The organism is Kribbella sp. NPDC104740, assembly GCF_055583505.1.
Genome location: NZ_JBVJNV010000010.1, coordinates 36,717 through 51,698, shown reverse-complemented (window position 1 = coordinate 51,698; position 14,982 = coordinate 36,717). Strand labels below are relative to the sequence as shown.

The 14,982-nt window shown below is 70.8% G+C and carries 15 protein-coding genes; 5 read left to right on the top strand and 10 right to left on the bottom strand.

The window, feature by feature from the left end; translation table 11 throughout:
* The first annotated feature begins 144 nt into the window (after positions 1–144).
* From ACZ6Z4_RS35775 to ACZ6Z4_RS35760, 4 genes are read left to right on the top strand one after another with little or no spacing between them, the layout of a single operon-like run.
* Positions 145–1,173 (top strand): NAD(P)-dependent alcohol dehydrogenase, encoded by a 1,029-nt coding sequence (locus tag ACZ6Z4_RS35775; RefSeq protein ID WP_465575579.1) that lies wholly within the window; start codon positions 145–147, stop codon positions 1,171–1,173.
* A 9-nt stretch (positions 1,174–1,182) separates the two neighbouring features.
* Complete coding sequence (locus ACZ6Z4_RS35770; protein WP_465575574.1) at positions 1,183–2,211, top strand: amidohydrolase family protein; 1,029 nt, start codon at positions 1,183–1,185, stop codon at positions 2,209–2,211.
* On the top strand, positions 2,208–2,909 hold the full coding sequence (locus ACZ6Z4_RS35765) for an iron-sulfur cluster assembly protein (RefSeq protein ID WP_465575571.1): 702 nt from the start codon (positions 2,208–2,210) through the stop codon (positions 2,907–2,909). The genes ACZ6Z4_RS35770 and ACZ6Z4_RS35765 overlap by 4 nt, the downstream gene beginning before the upstream one ends.
* Positions 2,910–2,968: 59 nt before the next feature.
* The gene (locus tag ACZ6Z4_RS35760; RefSeq protein ID WP_465576273.1) at positions 2,969–3,772 is read left to right on the top strand and encodes an IclR family transcriptional regulator; all 804 of its coding nucleotides are present in this window, start codon (positions 2,969–2,971) and stop codon (positions 3,770–3,772) included.
* A 116-nt stretch (positions 3,773–3,888) separates the two neighbouring features.
* Here ACZ6Z4_RS35760 and ACZ6Z4_RS35755 read toward each other — a convergent pair whose 3' ends face one another.
* From ACZ6Z4_RS35755 to ACZ6Z4_RS35725, 7 genes are all read right to left on the bottom strand, one after another.
* Positions 3,889–5,181 (bottom strand): sugar ABC transporter permease, encoded by a 1,293-nt coding sequence (locus tag ACZ6Z4_RS35755; RefSeq protein ID WP_465575565.1) that lies wholly within the window; start codon positions 5,179–5,181, stop codon positions 3,889–3,891.
* The gene (locus ACZ6Z4_RS35750; protein ID WP_465575562.1) at positions 5,178–5,987 is read right to left on the bottom strand and encodes an ATP-binding cassette domain-containing protein; all 810 of its coding nucleotides are present in this window, start codon (positions 5,985–5,987) and stop codon (positions 5,178–5,180) included. Before ACZ6Z4_RS35750 ends, ACZ6Z4_RS35755 begins: the two co-directional genes overlap by 4 nt.
* Positions 5,988–6,080: 93 nt before the next feature.
* Positions 6,081–7,157, bottom strand: a complete 1,077-nt coding sequence (locus tag ACZ6Z4_RS35745; protein ID WP_465575557.1) for an ABC transporter substrate-binding protein — start codon at positions 7,155–7,157, stop codon at positions 6,081–6,083.
* 164 nt (positions 7,158–7,321) lie between these two features.
* Positions 7,322–8,497: an ROK family transcriptional regulator gene (locus ACZ6Z4_RS35740; protein WP_465575552.1), complete on the bottom strand. Its 1,176-nt coding sequence runs from the start codon at positions 8,495–8,497 to the stop codon at positions 7,322–7,324.
* Positions 8,498–8,696: 199 nt separating this feature from the next.
* Positions 8,697–9,575: an adenosylcobinamide-GDP ribazoletransferase gene (locus ACZ6Z4_RS35735; RefSeq protein WP_465575549.1), complete on the bottom strand. Its 879-nt coding sequence runs from the start codon at positions 9,573–9,575 to the stop codon at positions 8,697–8,699.
* 27 nt (positions 9,576–9,602) lie between these two features.
* Positions 9,603–10,304 carry a bifunctional adenosylcobinamide kinase/adenosylcobinamide-phosphate guanylyltransferase gene (locus ACZ6Z4_RS35730; RefSeq protein WP_465575546.1) on the bottom strand — a complete coding sequence of 234 codons (702 nt, stop codon included), beginning with the start codon at positions 10,302–10,304 and terminating at the stop codon, positions 9,603–9,605.
* Positions 10,297–10,845 (bottom strand): TetR/AcrR family transcriptional regulator, encoded by a 549-nt coding sequence (locus tag ACZ6Z4_RS35725; protein ID WP_465575543.1) that lies wholly within the window; start codon positions 10,843–10,845, stop codon positions 10,297–10,299. Before ACZ6Z4_RS35725 ends, ACZ6Z4_RS35730 begins: the two co-directional genes overlap by 8 nt.
* Positions 10,846–10,954: 109 nt before the next feature.
* Here ACZ6Z4_RS35725 and ACZ6Z4_RS35720 point away from each other — a divergent pair, with 109 nt between their 5' ends.
* Positions 10,955–11,488 carry a hypothetical protein gene (locus ACZ6Z4_RS35720; RefSeq protein WP_465575540.1) on the top strand — a complete coding sequence of 178 codons (534 nt, stop codon included), beginning with the start codon at positions 10,955–10,957 and terminating at the stop codon, positions 11,486–11,488.
* A 4-nt stretch (positions 11,489–11,492) separates the two neighbouring features.
* On the opposite strand, the gene ACZ6Z4_RS35715 is transcribed toward ACZ6Z4_RS35720, so the two are convergent.
* The 3 genes from ACZ6Z4_RS35715 to ACZ6Z4_RS35705 are packed head-to-tail and all read right to left on the bottom strand — an operon-like array spanning position 11,493 to position 14,982.
* Positions 11,493–12,290: an ECF transporter S component gene (locus ACZ6Z4_RS35715; protein WP_363671312.1), complete on the bottom strand. Its 798-nt coding sequence runs from the start codon at positions 12,288–12,290 to the stop codon at positions 11,493–11,495.
* Positions 12,287–13,888 carry an ABC transporter ATP-binding protein gene (locus tag ACZ6Z4_RS35710; RefSeq protein ID WP_465575535.1) on the bottom strand — a complete coding sequence of 534 codons (1,602 nt, stop codon included), beginning with the start codon at positions 13,886–13,888 and terminating at the stop codon, positions 12,287–12,289. The genes ACZ6Z4_RS35715 and ACZ6Z4_RS35710 overlap by 4 nt, the downstream gene beginning before the upstream one ends.
* On the bottom strand, positions 13,885–14,982 hold the full coding sequence (locus tag ACZ6Z4_RS35705) for an energy-coupling factor transporter transmembrane component T (protein ID WP_465575531.1): 1,098 nt from the start codon (positions 14,980–14,982) through the stop codon (positions 13,885–13,887). Before ACZ6Z4_RS35705 ends, ACZ6Z4_RS35710 begins: the two co-directional genes overlap by 4 nt.

Here is a 14,982-nt window from a genome sequence, read left to right as displayed (position 1 = left end):
GCAGCCTAGAAACCCACCCGGTGGAGGAAACCTTCAGCTAGGTCGAAGGGGCGTTATCGGAAGGCGATAACGCCCCTTCCGGTCCGCCGGGAGCCACCGCGACCATCGGACGACCATCGCAGACCCCGAAAGGTTGTGGCCACGGTGAAGGCAGTGCGCGTGCACGAGTACGGCAAACCACCCACCCTCGACGACATCCCCGACCCGGGCCTGCAGGGGCCGCTCGACGTGATCGTGAAGGTGGACGCCGCGGGCGTCTGCCGGACCGATCTGCACATCATCGAAGGGCAGTGGGCCGCCAAGAGCGGGGTCGCGCTGCCGTACGTGATCGGCCACGAGAACGCCGGGACGGTGCAGGAGGTCGGGGCCGCGGTGTCGGCGGTCCGGCCGGGCGACAAGGTGATCCTCCACCCGCTGGTGACGTGTGGACTCTGCCGTGCTTGCCGGGCCGGTGACGACGTGCACTGCGGCGACTCGCTGTTCCCGGGCATCAATACCGACGGCGGCATGGCCGAGTACCTCCGTACGTCGGTGCGCTCGATCGTGAAGCTCGACGACGGCCTGGCGCCGGCCGACGTCGCGGCGCTCGCCGACGCCGGGCTCACGGCGTACCACGCGGTCCGCAAGGCGGTCCCGCTGCTGCACCCGGCCGACCGGGTGGTGATGATCGGCGCCGGCGGCCTGGGGCACATCGGGCTGCAGTGCCTGGTCGCGATGACGCCGTCGAAGGTGATCGTCGTCGACCGCTCCCAGGAGGTGCTCGACAAGGCACTCGCGCTCGGCGCCTACTCCACCGTGCTCAGCGACGGTGGCCAGGTCGAGGAGGTGCTGGAGCAGACCGGCGGCGCGGGCGCCCAGGTGGTGCTCGACTTCGTCGGCGAGAACGGCACCGAGGCCGACGGCGTCGCGATGACCCGCGACTCCGGCTCGTACTTCGTGATCGGGTACGGCGGCAAGGTCGACGTCCCGACCATCGACGTGATCTCCCGCGAGATCAACGTGGTCGGCAACCTGGTCGGCTCCTACAGCGACCTGGCCGACCTGATGGAGCTGGCCGCGCAGGGCCGGGTCCGGCTGGCCACCCAGCAGTACTCCCTGGACGACGCGCTGACCGCGCTGGACGACCTGGACGGCGGCCGGGTCCCCGGCGGCCGCGCCATCCTGACGAGCTGAGGAGATCGCATGTACAGCAAGGACGGCAACAGCTACTTCATCGTCGACAGCCACATCCACGCCTGGGACGCGACCCCGGCCAACCAGGCCAACCGGTACGGCGAGGGCTTCATCAACTGCTTCTACGACTACCACCGCAACCTGTCGCCGGCCGACAAGGTGTGGACGCTGGAGGAGTTCCACAAGCAGTCCGAGGACAGGATCATCAAGGACCTGTTCACCGACGGGTACGTCGACCGGGCGATCTTCCAGCCGACGTACCTGACCGACTTCTACGTCAACGGGTTCAACACCACCGAGCAGGACGGCGTACTGGCCGAGCGGCATCCCGACAAGTTCATCGTCAACGGAGCCTGGGACCCGCGCGACGGCGAGGCCGGCCTGGACAAGCTCGCCGAGCTGTCGGAGCGCTGGAACCTGCGCGGCGTGAAGCTCTACACCGCGGAGTGGAAGGGCGACTCGAAGGGCTGGAAGCTGACCGACCCGTGGTCGTACCGGTACCTCGAGAAGTGCGAGGAGCTGGGCATCAAGAACGTCCACATCCACAAGGGCCCGACGATCTACCCGCTGAACCGGGACGCGTTCGACGTCGCCGACGTCGACGACGTCGCGTCGGCGTTCCCCGGGCTGAACTTCATCGTCGAGCACGTCGGCCTGCCGCGGCTGGAGGACTTCTGCTGGATCGCGACCCAGGAGCCCAACGTGTACGGCGGTCTCGCGGTCGCGATGCCGTTCATCCACAGCCGGCCGAAGTACTTCGCGCAGATCATCGGCGAGCTGCTGTACTGGATCGGCGAGGACCGGATCACCTTCGCCAGCGACTACGCGATCTGGACGCCGGCCTGGCTGATCGAACGCTTCGTCGACTTCTCCTACCCGCCCGAGCTGACCGAGTACCCGGAGCTGACGGTCGCGGCGAAGAAGAAGATCCTCGGGCTGAACGCGGCCAAGCTGTACGACATCGACGTACCGGCCGAGCTGCGGCTGCCCGAATCGGCCGACGGTGCCGTCGGCTCCGAACCGGTCCCGGTCGCATGAGGATCACCGAGGCGCTCGCGACCGTGCGCGACCCCGAGCTCGACGCACCGATCACGGAGCTGGGGTTCGTCGCGAGCATCGAGGAGAACGGCGGCGAGGTCGAGGTCGAGCTGCGGCTGCCGACGTACTTCTGCGCGCCGAACTTCGCCTACCTGATGGTCGCCGACGCGTACGACGCCGTCGCCGCGGTCCCCGGCGTGACGAAGGTGGTGATCCGCCTGGAGGACCACTTCGCCTCCGACGAGATCAACTCCGGCGTCGCCGCCTCCCGCGGCTTCGAAGGCTCGTTCCCCGGGCTCGCCGACGGGGAGCTGGAGGAGCTCCGCCAGACCTTCCGCCGCAAGGCCCACCGCGCCTGCCAGGAACAGGTCGCCACCCGCCTCCTCAAGGCCGGCTGGACGATGCTGACCCTGGCCGACACCACGCTCGGGGAGGCGGACGCGGCGCTCGAGTCGAAGGTCGAGCTGGAGAGACTTCTGAGAAGAAGGGACGACCTGGGCCTCGACCACGGACCTGACGCCGCCCTCCTCGTACAGGACGACGGCACTCCCATCACCGCGGTGGATCTTCCTCTCCAGCTCAGGATGGCGAAGACCACCCGGATCAGCATCGAGGGGAACTCCGGGCTCTGCCGCGGGCTGCTCAGCGTGCGGTACGGGCTGCCGCGGCCGCCGGGTGTCGACCAGGCGGCCGGGTGAAGGCCGCGCGGAACGGCGGTGCGCCCGCGCTGGTTTCAGGGCAGGCTGTCAGGGTGAGCATGCCCGCGCACCCTTTCGACCCACCCGCGGCCACCGGTACGCCGGCCGCCGGGACGGTGCAGTCGGTGTCGCGGGCGCTGAAGGCGATGGAGTTCGTCGCCGCCAGCCGTGACGGCGTCACCGCCAAGGAGATCGCGGCGCATCTCGAGCTCGCGCTGCCCTCGGCGTACCACCTGCTGGCGACGCTCACCGAGTCCGGCTACCTCGTCCACCTCGCGCAGGACCACCGCTACGGCCTCGGCTACCGCGTCCGCCTGCTCGAGCAGGGGTTGCAGCGGCAGCTCGAGGTGCCGCCGCTGATCGCGTCCGCCGTCCGGCGGCTGCATCTGGAGGCCGACGCGGCGGCGTACTACGCGGTGTACCGCGAGGTCGACGTCGTGATCGCCCACGTCGTCGACTCCGAACGGCGGCCGCGGGTGCAGGTGCTCGACATCGGCTTCCACCAGGCGACCCACGCGACGGCGTTCGGCAAGGTGATGCTCGCGGCGATGAGCGAGCAGGCCCGCGGCGCCTACCTCGACCGGGTCGGCCTGCGGCAGTGCACGGCGAGCACGATGACCGACCGCCCGACCCTTGAGACCCACCTCGACCAGGTCCGCCGCTCCGGCGTGGCGCTGGAGATCGGCGAGTTCCAGGACGGCCTGTCCTGCCTGGCCGCGCCGGTCCGCTCGTCGGCGGGCGTCGTCCTGGCGTCGGTGGCGATCTCGCTGCCGTCGGCGGACTTCGCCGCTCGCCGCTGGGCGCTGGAGCGCGCCGTACGGCGTGGTGCGCTGGTGGCGACCCGGGCGGTCAACGCGCTGTAGGAACGAACAGGCCGCCGTCCGGGCGGAGACGGCGGCCTGTCCTGCGGGGGAGGGGATGGATTGGAACGGCGGGCTGCTGCCGATGCAGGGGATTCAGACAGCAGCCCACCGGGCTTCTAAGCTCGGCCGTGCGCCTGGCGGCTGCGGCGGCTGAGCGAGTCGATCGTGACGGCGACCAGGAGGACGCCGGCGGTGACCATGTAGCGGACGCTGGAGTCCAGGCTGAGCAGCGCCAGGCCGTTGGAGATCGACATGATCACCAGCGCGCCGAGCAGTGCCGAGTACGCCGAACCGCGGCCGCCGAACAGGCTGGTCCCGCCGATGACGGCGGCGGCGATCGCGTTCAGGTTGGTGTCGGCGCCACCGCTGCTCTGGTTCACCGCGACCAGCCGGGCTGCCGCGAGCAGCCCGCCGACGGCGGCGAAGGTGGAGCAGGCGGCGAAGACCGACAGGTAGATGAACCGGACGTTGATACCGGCCCGGCGGGCCGCCTCGACGTTGCCGCCGACCGCCATCACCGAGCGGCCCCAGCGGGTCTTGCGGATCGCGAAGTCGGTCGCCATCACCAGCACCAGGAACAGCACGAACATCGACGACACACCACGGTCGCCGTTCAGCACCAGGACCGGGATGAGCAGGACCAGGGCCAGGGCGGCAGCCTTGATCGCGATCATCGACGTCGGGGCCGCGGACAGACCGGCGGCGGCGCGGGCGCCTCGGGCGCGCAGCCGGGTCAGCGCGTACACGGCGACGACGACCGCGACCAGCACGTAGGCCAGCACCGGCGACAGGAAGCTCCGGGTGGCGAACCCGACCAGCGCCGAGTCGAACGGCAGGTTGAGCGAGCCCTCCTTGCCGAGCACCAGCAGCTGCAGACCGAGGAAGCCGAGCAGACCGGCCAGCGTGATCACGAAGCTCGGTACGCCGAACCTGTTGTAGAGCGTGCCGTAGAACAACCCGATCACCAGACCGAGCAGCACGCCGACGACCAGCGAGAGGAACAGCGGCCAGCCCTTGTTGACGAACGTGACACCCAGTACGGCGGCCGCCAGACCGCTCACCGAACCGACCGACAGGTCGATCTCACCGAGCAGCAGGACCAGCACGATCCCGATCGCGATCACGCCGACCGACGTGGTCTGCAGGGTCAGGTTGACCAGGTTGCGGCTGGACAGGAAGTTGCTGTTGGCGATCTGGAAGACCGCCCAGATGATGATCAGCCCGACCACCACCGGGACCGAGCCGAGGTCACCGGTGCGCAGCCGCGCGGTGAACGCCGACACCGCCCCGCTGATCCCGTGGCTGGCGATCAGCCGCTCGTCCTGCAGGTCTGCCGGCAGCGCGGAGCCGTTGGTGGGTACGGCGGGCACGGTGTCCTGCACGGGTGCCTTCGAACCGTCGACCGTCATGATGCGGCCCCTTCCTCGTGCGTCCGGCGCGCCGCGCGCTCGGAGACCGCGTTGTCCGTCGCGCCGGTGATGGCGGCGATGATGTCCTGGGTCTTGGTCTCGCTGACCGTGAAGATGCCGTTGTTGCGGCCCAGCCGCAGCACGGCGACCCGGTCGGCGACGGCCATCACGTCGGCCATGTTGTGGCTGATCAGGATCACCGCGAGACCACGCTCGCGCAGCCGCTCGACCAGGTTCAGCACCTCGGCGGTCTGCGCGACGCCGAGCGCCGCGGTCGGCTCGTCGAGCATCACGACCTTGGGGTCGCCGAGCAGGCTGCGGGCGATCGCGACGGTCTGCCGCTGGCCGCCGGACAGGCTGGCCACCGGGATCCGGACGCTCGGGATCTTCGCCGACAGCTGGCGCAGCAGCTCCCAGGAGGAGCGCTCCATCTCGACCTCGTCGAGCACGGTGCCCTTGCGGAGCTCGCGGCCGAGGTACAGGTTCGCGACCACGTCGAGGTTGTCGCACAGGGCCAGGTCCTGGAAGACGGTCGCGATGCCGAGCTGCTGCGCCTCGGCGGGGCTGCCGACCCGGACCTCCTGGCCGTCGAAGACCATCGTGCCGTCGTCGGCGGTGTAGACGCCGGCGATGGTCTTGACCAGCGTCGACTTGCCGGCGCCGTTGTCGCCGACCAGGGCGAGCACCTCGCCGGCCCGGACGTCCAGCTCGATGTTCTTCAAGGCCTGGACCGCGCCGAAGCGCTTGGAGACACCCCGCAGCGCCAGCACTGTGCCGGTTCCGACGGGGGTGGGTGTGACAGTCATCGATTCAGCTCCTGAGGGGTTCGTTCCCGGCCGTGACCCCGGCGGCACCCCCGGCCTCCTCAAGGCCGGGGGTGCCACCGGGGTGTGGCTGCCTTACTTGAGGCCGGCGGCCGTGCAGGCGGTCGCGAACGACGCGGTGCAGATGTCGGTCACCTTGTAGATGCCGTCCTTGACCACAGTGTCGTTGATGTTGGCCTTGGTGACGGCGATCGGGTCGAGGATCGTCGACGGGACGCCCTTGAAGTCACCGGTCGACTCGGCCTTGCCGCCACCGGCCAGCGCGACGGCGGCCTTCGCGGCGGCCTCGGCCTGCGGCTTGACGGCCTTGTAGATGGTCATCGCCTGGTCGCCGGCGACGATCCGCTGGATCGCGGCCAGCTCGGAGTCCTGGCCGGTGACCGGCGGGAGCGGGTTCACGCCGCCACCCTTGAGGGCCGCGATCGCACCGCCCGCGGTGCCGTCGTTGGCGGCGTACACGCCGACCAGGCCGTTCTTGATCGCGCTCAGCTGGCCTTCCATCCAGGCCTGCGCCTTGTCCGGGCTCCAGTCCGGGGTGTCGAACTCGGCGGCGATCTTGTAGCCGGAGCTGTCGAGCACGCTGTGCGCGCCCTTCTTGAAGTCGGCCGCGTTCGGGTCGGTCGGGGCGCCGTTGATCATGGCCAGGTTGCCGGAGGTCTTGCCGGCCGCCTTCAGGGTGTCGACCAGGGTCTGGGCCTGCAGCTTGCCGACGGTCTCGTTGTCGAAGGAGACGTAGAAGTTCGCGCCCTCGATGAACCGGTCGTACGCGATCACCGGGACGTTCTGGCCCTTGGCGGAGGCGACGACCGCGGCGGCGGCCTTGCCGTCGACCGGGTCGAGGACCAGCACGTTGGCGCCCTGGGTGAGGGCGGCCTCGGCCTGGGTCTGCTGCTTGGCGGCGTCCTGGTCGGCGTTGCTGTAGATCAGCTCGCAGTCGGCGCAGGCGGCCTTCAGGGCCTCGGTGAACAGCGGCCGGTCGAGGGCCTCGTAGCGGGTGGTCTTCGACTCCGGGAGGAGCAGGGCGACCTTCTTGCCGCCCGAGCCGCCGGCCGAGTCGGAGCCGCCGTCGTCCGATCCACAGGCGACCAGCGACACAGCCAGGGCCGACACGGCGATACCGAGGCCGACGAGACGAGTTGGTGAAACGGACATCTGGTGACTCCTTGACGTGAGGGCCCGAGTAGGCCTGAGCAGAGTCAAGCCCTCTGGACGGTTGTCGTCAAGCCTTGAATTCAAGAAATAGAAATATCGTTGTCACAGCGATGCCGTACGGCGTGAGAGCGCTCACCGCGACGAGATCGAGCGCGTGCGGTGCGTTACGCGCGGGCTACGCGGGCGTGACTGAGCACGGAAGCCAGTTCGATGGCTCCCAGTACGTCGGCCGCATCGCCCAGTTCGGCCGGGCGTAGCTCGACCGTCGCCGCCGCGCTCGGGATCGCGCAGCGGTCCAGGGCCTCGCGCAGCGGCGCCATGATCAGGTCGCCGGCCTCGGCCATCTTGCCGCCGACGACGATCACCTCGGGGTTGAACAGGTTCACCAGCCCGGCCACCGCGACACCGACCCGGCGCCCGGCGTCCTCGATCACGCGCCGGCAGCCGAGATCGCCGCCGAGCGCGCGGGTGATCACGTCGCGCAGCCGCAGCGGGCCGTGCGACGCGGCGATCGAGCTGAGCAGCGCGCGGGAGCCGACGAAGGTGTCCAGGCAGCCGCGGTTGCCGCAGCGGCAGATCGGGCCGTTCTCGTCGATGGTCAGGTGCCCGATCTCGCCCGCCGTCCCGGCCGAGCCGCGGAACACCTCGCCACCGAGCACGATCCCCGCGCCCACGCCGTACGAGAACTTGATGTAGCACCCGTGCTGCACGTCGCGCAGCGCGCCGGCCCGCAGTTCGCCCAGGGCGGCCAGGTTCGCCGTGTTGTCCAGTACGACGGGCGCCCGCAGGTACCCGGCCATCGCCGCGGCGACGTTCACCCCGCGCCAGCCGGGCAGGACGGCGTCCGACCCGGCCTCTCCGCTGACCGAGTCGACCGGCGTCGGCAGCCCGAACCCGATCGCGCCGATGTCCTCGACGCCCTGGCCGACGGTCTCCGCGAGGTCGGCGAGCAGCCGCGCGGCGCGTTCCATCCCGTCGTCGGCGATGTGGTCGGCCTGCAGCGGCATCAGCTGCTCGGCGAGGATCTCGCGGCTCTCGGACGCGATCGCGACCCGGACGTCACGCTCGCCGAACGCGACCCCGGCGAGCAGGCCGCCGCCGGAGGCGAGCGACACCAGGACGGCGCGGCGGCCGTTGCGGATGCTGGGGGAGACCCCGACCAGACCGGCCTGGTCGAGCTCCTTGACCATGTTGGACACCGTGGCGGCGGACAGTCCGGAGGCGGCGGCGATCTCGACCTGGGTGAGCGGACCGTGCTGCCGGACAACCCCCAGAACACGCTCACGGTTGGCTTCGCGGAGCGAAGCCTGTGAGCCTGGTGCCGGGCGGGTTGCGTTCATTACATAAAGATAACGGATCGGAGGGATTCCGTCGCCGGAATGCTGATCCTCGGCCCGACCGTGATCGCCATGTGTCCTCGCCGTTACGCGTAGTCCTGCCCGTCAGAACGTCCGCCGCGACACTAATGCACCACCAGTCCCAGCAGGGTCGAACCCTCTGAACGTTCGAACGGGTACTACGTGCTGTGCCCGGAGGACCTCAGACAGTGAGCGCGAGGACGAGCAGTGCGAGCGGTACGGCGAGCTCGATGGTCGCGCCGAGGGTGTCACCGGTGATCCCGCCGAGCGCGGTGGTGGCCCGGCGGGTGGCGGCGAGGGCGAGCATGACGCAGAGCATCAGCGCGAGCGCGATGCCGACGAGGATCGGCCAGGTGGCAACCGCGGGGTCCTCGGCGATGCCGAACGTGAAGACGGCGGGGCCGGGCGCGGTTTGATGAGCGCCGCGGAGGACGCCTGCGGAGGGCTCGTCCGCAACCGGGAAGGTGAGCCACGCGAGGGCCACGAGCAGCGCGAGGGCTGCGACGGTGACGAGCGTGGCGGCGTACGGGCGGACGGTGGCGGCGACCATCGCGCCCAGACCCTCCGGGCGGGCGGACGGGACGCGGGTGCGGCAGGACCAGGGCAGGGTGAGCCGGCTCGCGACGGTGGCGACGAGGATCGCCTGCCAGCCGAAGCCGGCCTGGATGCAGGTCGTGAGCGCGGCGACGTCGATCAGCAGGACGGCGGCGATCGCGACCACCCCGAACGGGCCGATGTCGCTCTGCTTCATGATCCGCAGCTTGGTCTCGCGGTCGCGCCGGCTCCCGAACGCGTCGGCGGTGTCGGCCAGCCCGTCCAGGTGCAGCGCGCCGGAGAGTACGCAGAGTGCGACCACACCCAGTACGGCGGCCAGCAGGTCAGCCTCCGGCTGCAGAGCCTGAGCAGCCGCGACCACCGCCGCGGCCAGCCCGCCGATCACCACACCGGCCACCGGTGCGAGCAGCATCGCCCCGCCGGCCACGGCTCGATCCACCCGCCGAGGCGCCGGGGTGGGGAGGACGGTCAGCGTCCCGAACGCGAGCCGCAATCCGTCAAGCATCCCGGCGCCCTCCCGGCAGCGTCGCGCTCACAGCGCGATCGTCCGGCCGGCGACACACCACAGCACCAGGTCGGACTCCCTGGAGATCATCGCGTTCAAGCGACCCATCAGATCCCGGAACAACCTGGTTCCCGCATCGGCCGGCACCACCCCCGACCCCACCTCATTGCTCACAGCAACAATCTTTCGCGACCCCGTCGACCAGGCCGCCGCCAGCTGGTCGATCCGCCGCTCGACCGCCGGCAGATTCTCCGGATGCTCCCAGATCTCACAAGCGTCCATCGTCCGCGCCAGCCACAACGTCAAGCAGTCGATCAGCAGCGGCGGTCCGTCCGCCTCGAGCAACGGCACCAGCTCGATGGTCTCCACCAACCCCCACGACCCCGGCCGCCGCGCCCGGTGCTTCGCGATCCGATCGGCCCACTCGGGATCCGCCGACCCGTCCCCGCCGGTCGCCACGTAAACCGTGTCGGGAGCATCGGCGAGCAACCGCTCAGCCTCGGTCGACTTCCCCGACCGCGCCCCACCCAGCACCAACGTCCGCACCACACCGCCCGGCGCAGTCCACGAAACCCGTTCCCCAGCAGGCGTCAGTACGTCGTACCGAACCCCGCTCCCCGTCCGCACCCGAGCGACCTCGTACCCCGCGACCGGCGTGAATCCATCGGCCGACAACCGCAGTACGCCGTCCACCGTCGCGCTGTCCCCGGAGCTGACCAGCTCAGCCACGAAGCAACGCCTGACCCGCCCGCAGGAACGACTCCGCCGCCGCATCCGCGTCGCCCAGATACCCCGCGACCATCGCCCCGTCGCGCAGCACCATCAGGTCCGCTGCCGTGTGATCCGGCAGCCCGAGCGGCGCGACCATGCGCCCGAACGCCTTCGTCCACCACGCCCGGTGCGAGTCGACGACCCGCCGTACCGGGCTCTCGGCGTCGGCGTACTCCGCGGCGGCGTTGATGAACGGGCACCCGCGAAACCCCGCCGTACAGGCCATCGTCCGCAGTCCTTCGGACATCATCCGCAGCCCAGCCTCGGCGTCACCGCCGGAGGCCTCGATCACCGCCTCGACACCTTCCCGCTCGGCGGCCGCGCGCCGCTCCAGGTAGGCGACGACGAGGTCGTCCTTGGTCCGGAAGTGCCGGTAGAAGGTCACCTTGGTGGTGCCGACCCGGTCGATGATCTTGTCCGCGCTGACCGCGCGCATCCCGTGCGCGTAGAAGAGCTCGTCGGCGGCCGCGAGCAGTCGTTCCCGCACCGGCTCGGTCATGGTCGGCATCGTACGTGGCCTCCTCGTGGGTTGCGCGAAGCGGGCTGGTGGGGGCATGATCGATAGTAGAGTTACTAGTTAGTCTACCTCTCTCGATCGGAAGCCACTGATGTCCACCGCGACCCCCACCTCGCCCACCACCGCCGTCCCGGCCACCCTGCGCCAGCTCTACCTCGTCCGCTTCGGTTTCGCCCTCGTCTGGGCGCTCCTGCTGCTGGTCAGCGCCTCGAAGCTCGGCCCGCTGAGCGTGACGCTGCTCGTGCTCTACCCGCTCTTCGACGTCGCCGCGGCGGTCGTCGACCTGCGCACCTCGAAGAACCAGGTCCTGGTCGCGAACATCGTGATCAGCGCCCTGGCGACCGTCGGCCTCGCGATCGCGGCGGCGTCCGGGATCCCGGCGGTCCTGCGGGTCTGGGGCGCGTGGGCGATCGTCGCCGGGCTGGTCCAGCTCGTGGTCGCGGTCCGGCGGCGCGCGCTCGGCGGCCAGTGGCCGATGATCCTGAGCGGCGGTATCTCGGTGCTGGCCGGCTCGTCGTTCGCGCTGATGGCCTCCGCCGACGACCCGTCGCTGGCCAACATCGGCGGCTACGCGATCCTCGGCGGGATCTTCTTCCTGGTCTCCGCGTTGCGGCTGCGGCGCTGAGCGGTCAGCGCTCGAAGCTGACCGGTACGTCGAAGGCGGCCTTCCGGGCGGTCCGGCGGAAGGCCTTCAGGACCGGGCGGCCGAGCGCGAGCACCAGCACCGCGCAGAGGATGCCGCGCGGGATGTCCCAGCCCAGCGACGTGGCGACCACGAACAGGAAGTAGCGGTGCAGGTTCTCGGCCAGGCCGTCGCCGGGGATGAACGAGAAGTCGCTGCCGAAGGTCGCGTACGGCCAGAACCACAGGTTCATCACCACGCCGTACAGGATGCCGGCGACCAGCGAGTACGCCGCGAGCAGCAGCAGCTCGAGCCGGCCGCCGGCGCGCGGCAGCAGGCCGGCCAGGCAGCCCACCCAGGCGCACGCGAGCATCTGGAACGGCATCCACGGCCCGACGCCGCCGCTGATCAGGGCGCCGGCCAGCAGTGACACAGCGCCCAGCACGAAGCCGAAGCCGGCGCCGAACGCTCGGCCGGCCAGAATCAGGAGGAAGAAGCCCGGCTCGAGACCTGCCGTCCCGGGACCGAGTGCACGCAAGGCAGCCCCGACAGCAGCGAGCATGCCGAGCAGGGAGATCACCTTCGCGTCGATGCCCGACTCGGCCAGCTCAGCCAGTACGACGGCCACCAGCAACGGCAGCAGCAGGACGAACAGCCAGGGCGCGTCAGTGGTGTGGCCGAGCGCGGAGGCGCCGGCCTGGTCGGTCTGCCAGATCAGCGGCCAGCCGAACGCCAGTACGCCGACCAGCGACGCGAGCAGCAGCGTCGCCGTACTGCGAGGCTTCAGCCGAACGAGTCGGTTCAAGATGCCCTCTCCAGGGCGGTGGCGACTTCACCGACGGTCAGGAACGGCAACGGCGCCAGGATCTTGGCGACCTGCGGCGCGAACGCCGGCGAACCAGCGATCACCGTCGCGGTCTCGCCGTCGCTGACCAGCTCACCGTCAGCCAGCACCAGCACCCGCGTCGCGACCTCCGCCACCATCTCCACGTCGTGCGTGGACAGCACCACCGCGTGCCCGTCGGCAGCAAGCTCCCGCAGGATCTCCACCAGCCGCCGCTTCGCGCCGTAGTCCAGCCCACGCGTCGGCTCGTCCAGCAACAGCAGAGGCGGAGCCCCACACAGTACGACGGCCAGCGCCAAGCACAGCCGCTGTCCCTCGGACAGGTCGCGCGGGTGCAGCTGGTCGTCGATGTCAGGCGCCAGCCGCTCCAGCAACGCCCGGCACTTGCCAGCTGCGACCCGGAAGTCGCTGTCAGCACCAGCGCACTCCTCAGCCACCGTCGGCGCGTAGAGGAGATCAGCAGGCTCCTGCGGCACCAGCCCGACCGCCTTGACCAGCTGCTTCGGCTTCGTACGCCGGGGGTCGATCCCCGCCGCCACCACACTCCCGGAGCGCGGCTGCACGAGCCCCACCAGCGCGTTGAGCAGTGTGGACTTGCCAGCGCCGTTGCGGCCCATCAGCGCGACCACCTCACCGGCCCGCAGCTCCAGCGACACCCCACGCAGCGCCGGCACGCTCCCGTAGCTCACGACGAGATCGTTGCACCGGGCAAGCTCTTCGCCGATCGCGGCGACGCGCGGAGCCGGCCGGTGGTCGCCCAGCCGCTCCCGCAGTACGCCGGCCGCCCGGCGCGCGTCCCGCACCGACAGCGGCAGCGGCGACCAGCCAGCAAGCCGCCCCAGCTCCACCACCGGGGGAGCAACGGGTGCGGTGACCATGAGGTCAGCAGGCAGACCAGTGGACACAGCACCGGAGATCTCGATCACTCTGTCGGCGTACTGGATCACCCGCTCGAGCCGGTGCTCTGCCATCACCACCGTCACGCCCAGGTCGTGCACCAGCCGCTGCAGCGCGGCCAGCACCTCCTCAGCGGCCTGCGGGTCCAGCGCCGACGTCGGCTCGTCCAGCACGAGCACCGCAGGGTGGGAGGTCAGCGCAGCGCCGATAGCCGTCCGCTGCCGCTGCCCACCGGACAGCGCGGTCAGTGGCCGGTCCCGTACGTCGGCCAGTCCCAGCAGGTCGAGCGTCTCCTCGACCCGGCGGCGCATCACGTCCGGAGCCACGCCCAGCGACTCCATGCTGTACGCCAGCTCGTCCTCGACCGTGTCGGTGACGAACCCGGCCATCGGGTCCTGCCCGACGATGCCGACCACGTCCGCCAGGTCGCGCGGCCGGTAGTCCTTGGTGTCGCGGCCGTCGACCAGCACTCGGCCGGACAACGTGCCGCCGGTGAAGTGCGGGACCAGCCCGTTGATCGCCCGCAGCAGCGTGGACTTGCCGGAGCCGGTCCGGCCGATCACCAGCGCCAGCTCGCCCTCGGGCACGGTGAAGCTCACGTCGCGCAGCGCCGGCGCGTCGGCGCCGTCGTACGTGACGGTGACCCGGTCGAACTCGATCATGCGGGCACCAGCTCACGTCGTCGGGTCAGGGGAGGAGCGGCGACCGCAGGGGCCAGCCCGATCAGGATGCCGATCACCGGGAGCAGCGGCACCGGCGGTACGACGAGTGGGCCCGGCAGCACCAGGCCCTCGACGCCGCGAGCCGCAGCGACGATCAGCGCCGCCGCAGCGAGCGCACTGGAGCCGATGACGAGCCACTCCGGCAGCGCCCACGGGTCCGGCCGGTAGCGGGTGCGCGTGACGCGCTGCCGCCCGACGGCCATCGCGCCGGTCGCCAGCAGTACGCCGACCGCCAGCGCGCCCGCGGCAACCGGTGCGGCCATCGCGTCGGTGAGCAGGGAGTAGACGCCGAGCATGATGCCCAGCAGCCCGAGCAGCACCGCGGCGCCGGTGATCCGGCGCTGGCGGCGGGGGACATGCGCTGTCCGGCCGTAGCCGCGGGAGTCCATGGCGGCGGCCAGCTCGACCGAGCGGTCCAGTGCGCCTTCCAGGACCGGCATGGCCGTCGTACGGAAGGAGCCGCGGGTGCGGCCGCGGAGGCGGCGAGCGCCACGGATCCGGCGGGCGTCGGTGACCAGCTGCGGCGCGAAGGTCAGTGCGACCACGCAGGCGACGCCCATCTCGTAGAGGGCCCCCGGCAACGACTTCAGCAGGCGGCGCGGGCTGGCCAGCGCGTTGGCGGCGCCGATGCAGCACAGCATGACGGCGAGCTGGCCGCCGTCGTACAGGGCTGTGACCAGGGCCTCGGCCGTCACCTCACCGCCGAGCTTCACACCGTTGGCCCAGTCGGGCAGGGGGATCTGCGGGAGCGTGAAGAGCAGCGTGTTGCCCTGTGAGCGGGTGGAGAGCAGCGCCTGCAGGACGACGCGGACACCGATCACCACCAGCCCGAGCTTCAGGAACGCCAGGTAGCTGTTGGCCCAGGGGGCATCGCTGCGGCGCGCGGCCACGACGAAGCCGGCCACCGCCAGGATGAGGATCAGCAGCACCGGGTTGCGTGTCCTGCTGGCGGCGACCGCCAGGCCGAGGGCCCACAACCACCACGCCCCCGGGTGCAGAGCCCGGGGGAGAGTCAGGTGGTGGACCGCGCGCAC

Bases quoted from the DNA above. Each gene is read 5' to 3' on its own strand.
- ACZ6Z4_RS35725 (WP_465575543.1), bottom strand. From the start codon at position 10,845: ATGACCGAGCCGGTGCGGGAACGACTGCTCGCGGCCGCCGACGAGCTC.
- ACZ6Z4_RS35760 (WP_465576273.1), top strand. From the start codon at position 2,969: ATGCCCGCGCACCCTTTCGACCCACCCGCGGCCACCGGTACGCCGGCC.
- ACZ6Z4_RS35735 (WP_465575549.1), bottom strand. From the start codon at position 9,575: ATGCTTGACGGATTGCGGCTCGCGTTCGGGACGCTGACCGTCCTCCCC.
- ACZ6Z4_RS35710 (WP_465575535.1), bottom strand. From the start codon at position 13,888: ATGATCGAGTTCGACCGGGTCACCGTCACGTACGACGGCGCCGACGCG.
- ACZ6Z4_RS35770 (WP_465575574.1), top strand. From the start codon at position 1,183: ATGTACAGCAAGGACGGCAACAGCTACTTCATCGTCGACAGCCACATC.
- ACZ6Z4_RS35750 (WP_465575562.1), bottom strand. From the start codon at position 5,987: ATGACTGTCACACCCACCCCCGTCGGAACCGGCACAGTGCTGGCGCTG.
- ACZ6Z4_RS35720 (WP_465575540.1), top strand. From the start codon at position 10,955: ATGTCCACCGCGACCCCCACCTCGCCCACCACCGCCGTCCCGGCCACC.
- ACZ6Z4_RS35755 (WP_465575565.1), bottom strand. From the start codon at position 5,181: ATGACGGTCGACGGTTCGAAGGCACCCGTGCAGGACACCGTGCCCGCC.
- ACZ6Z4_RS35745 (WP_465575557.1), bottom strand. From the start codon at position 7,157: ATGTCCGTTTCACCAACTCGTCTCGTCGGCCTCGGTATCGCCGTGTCG.
- ACZ6Z4_RS35740 (WP_465575552.1), bottom strand. From the start codon at position 8,497: ATGAACGCAACCCGCCCGGCACCAGGCTCACAGGCTTCGCTCCGCGAA.
- ACZ6Z4_RS35765 (WP_465575571.1), top strand. From the start codon at position 2,208: ATGAGGATCACCGAGGCGCTCGCGACCGTGCGCGACCCCGAGCTCGAC.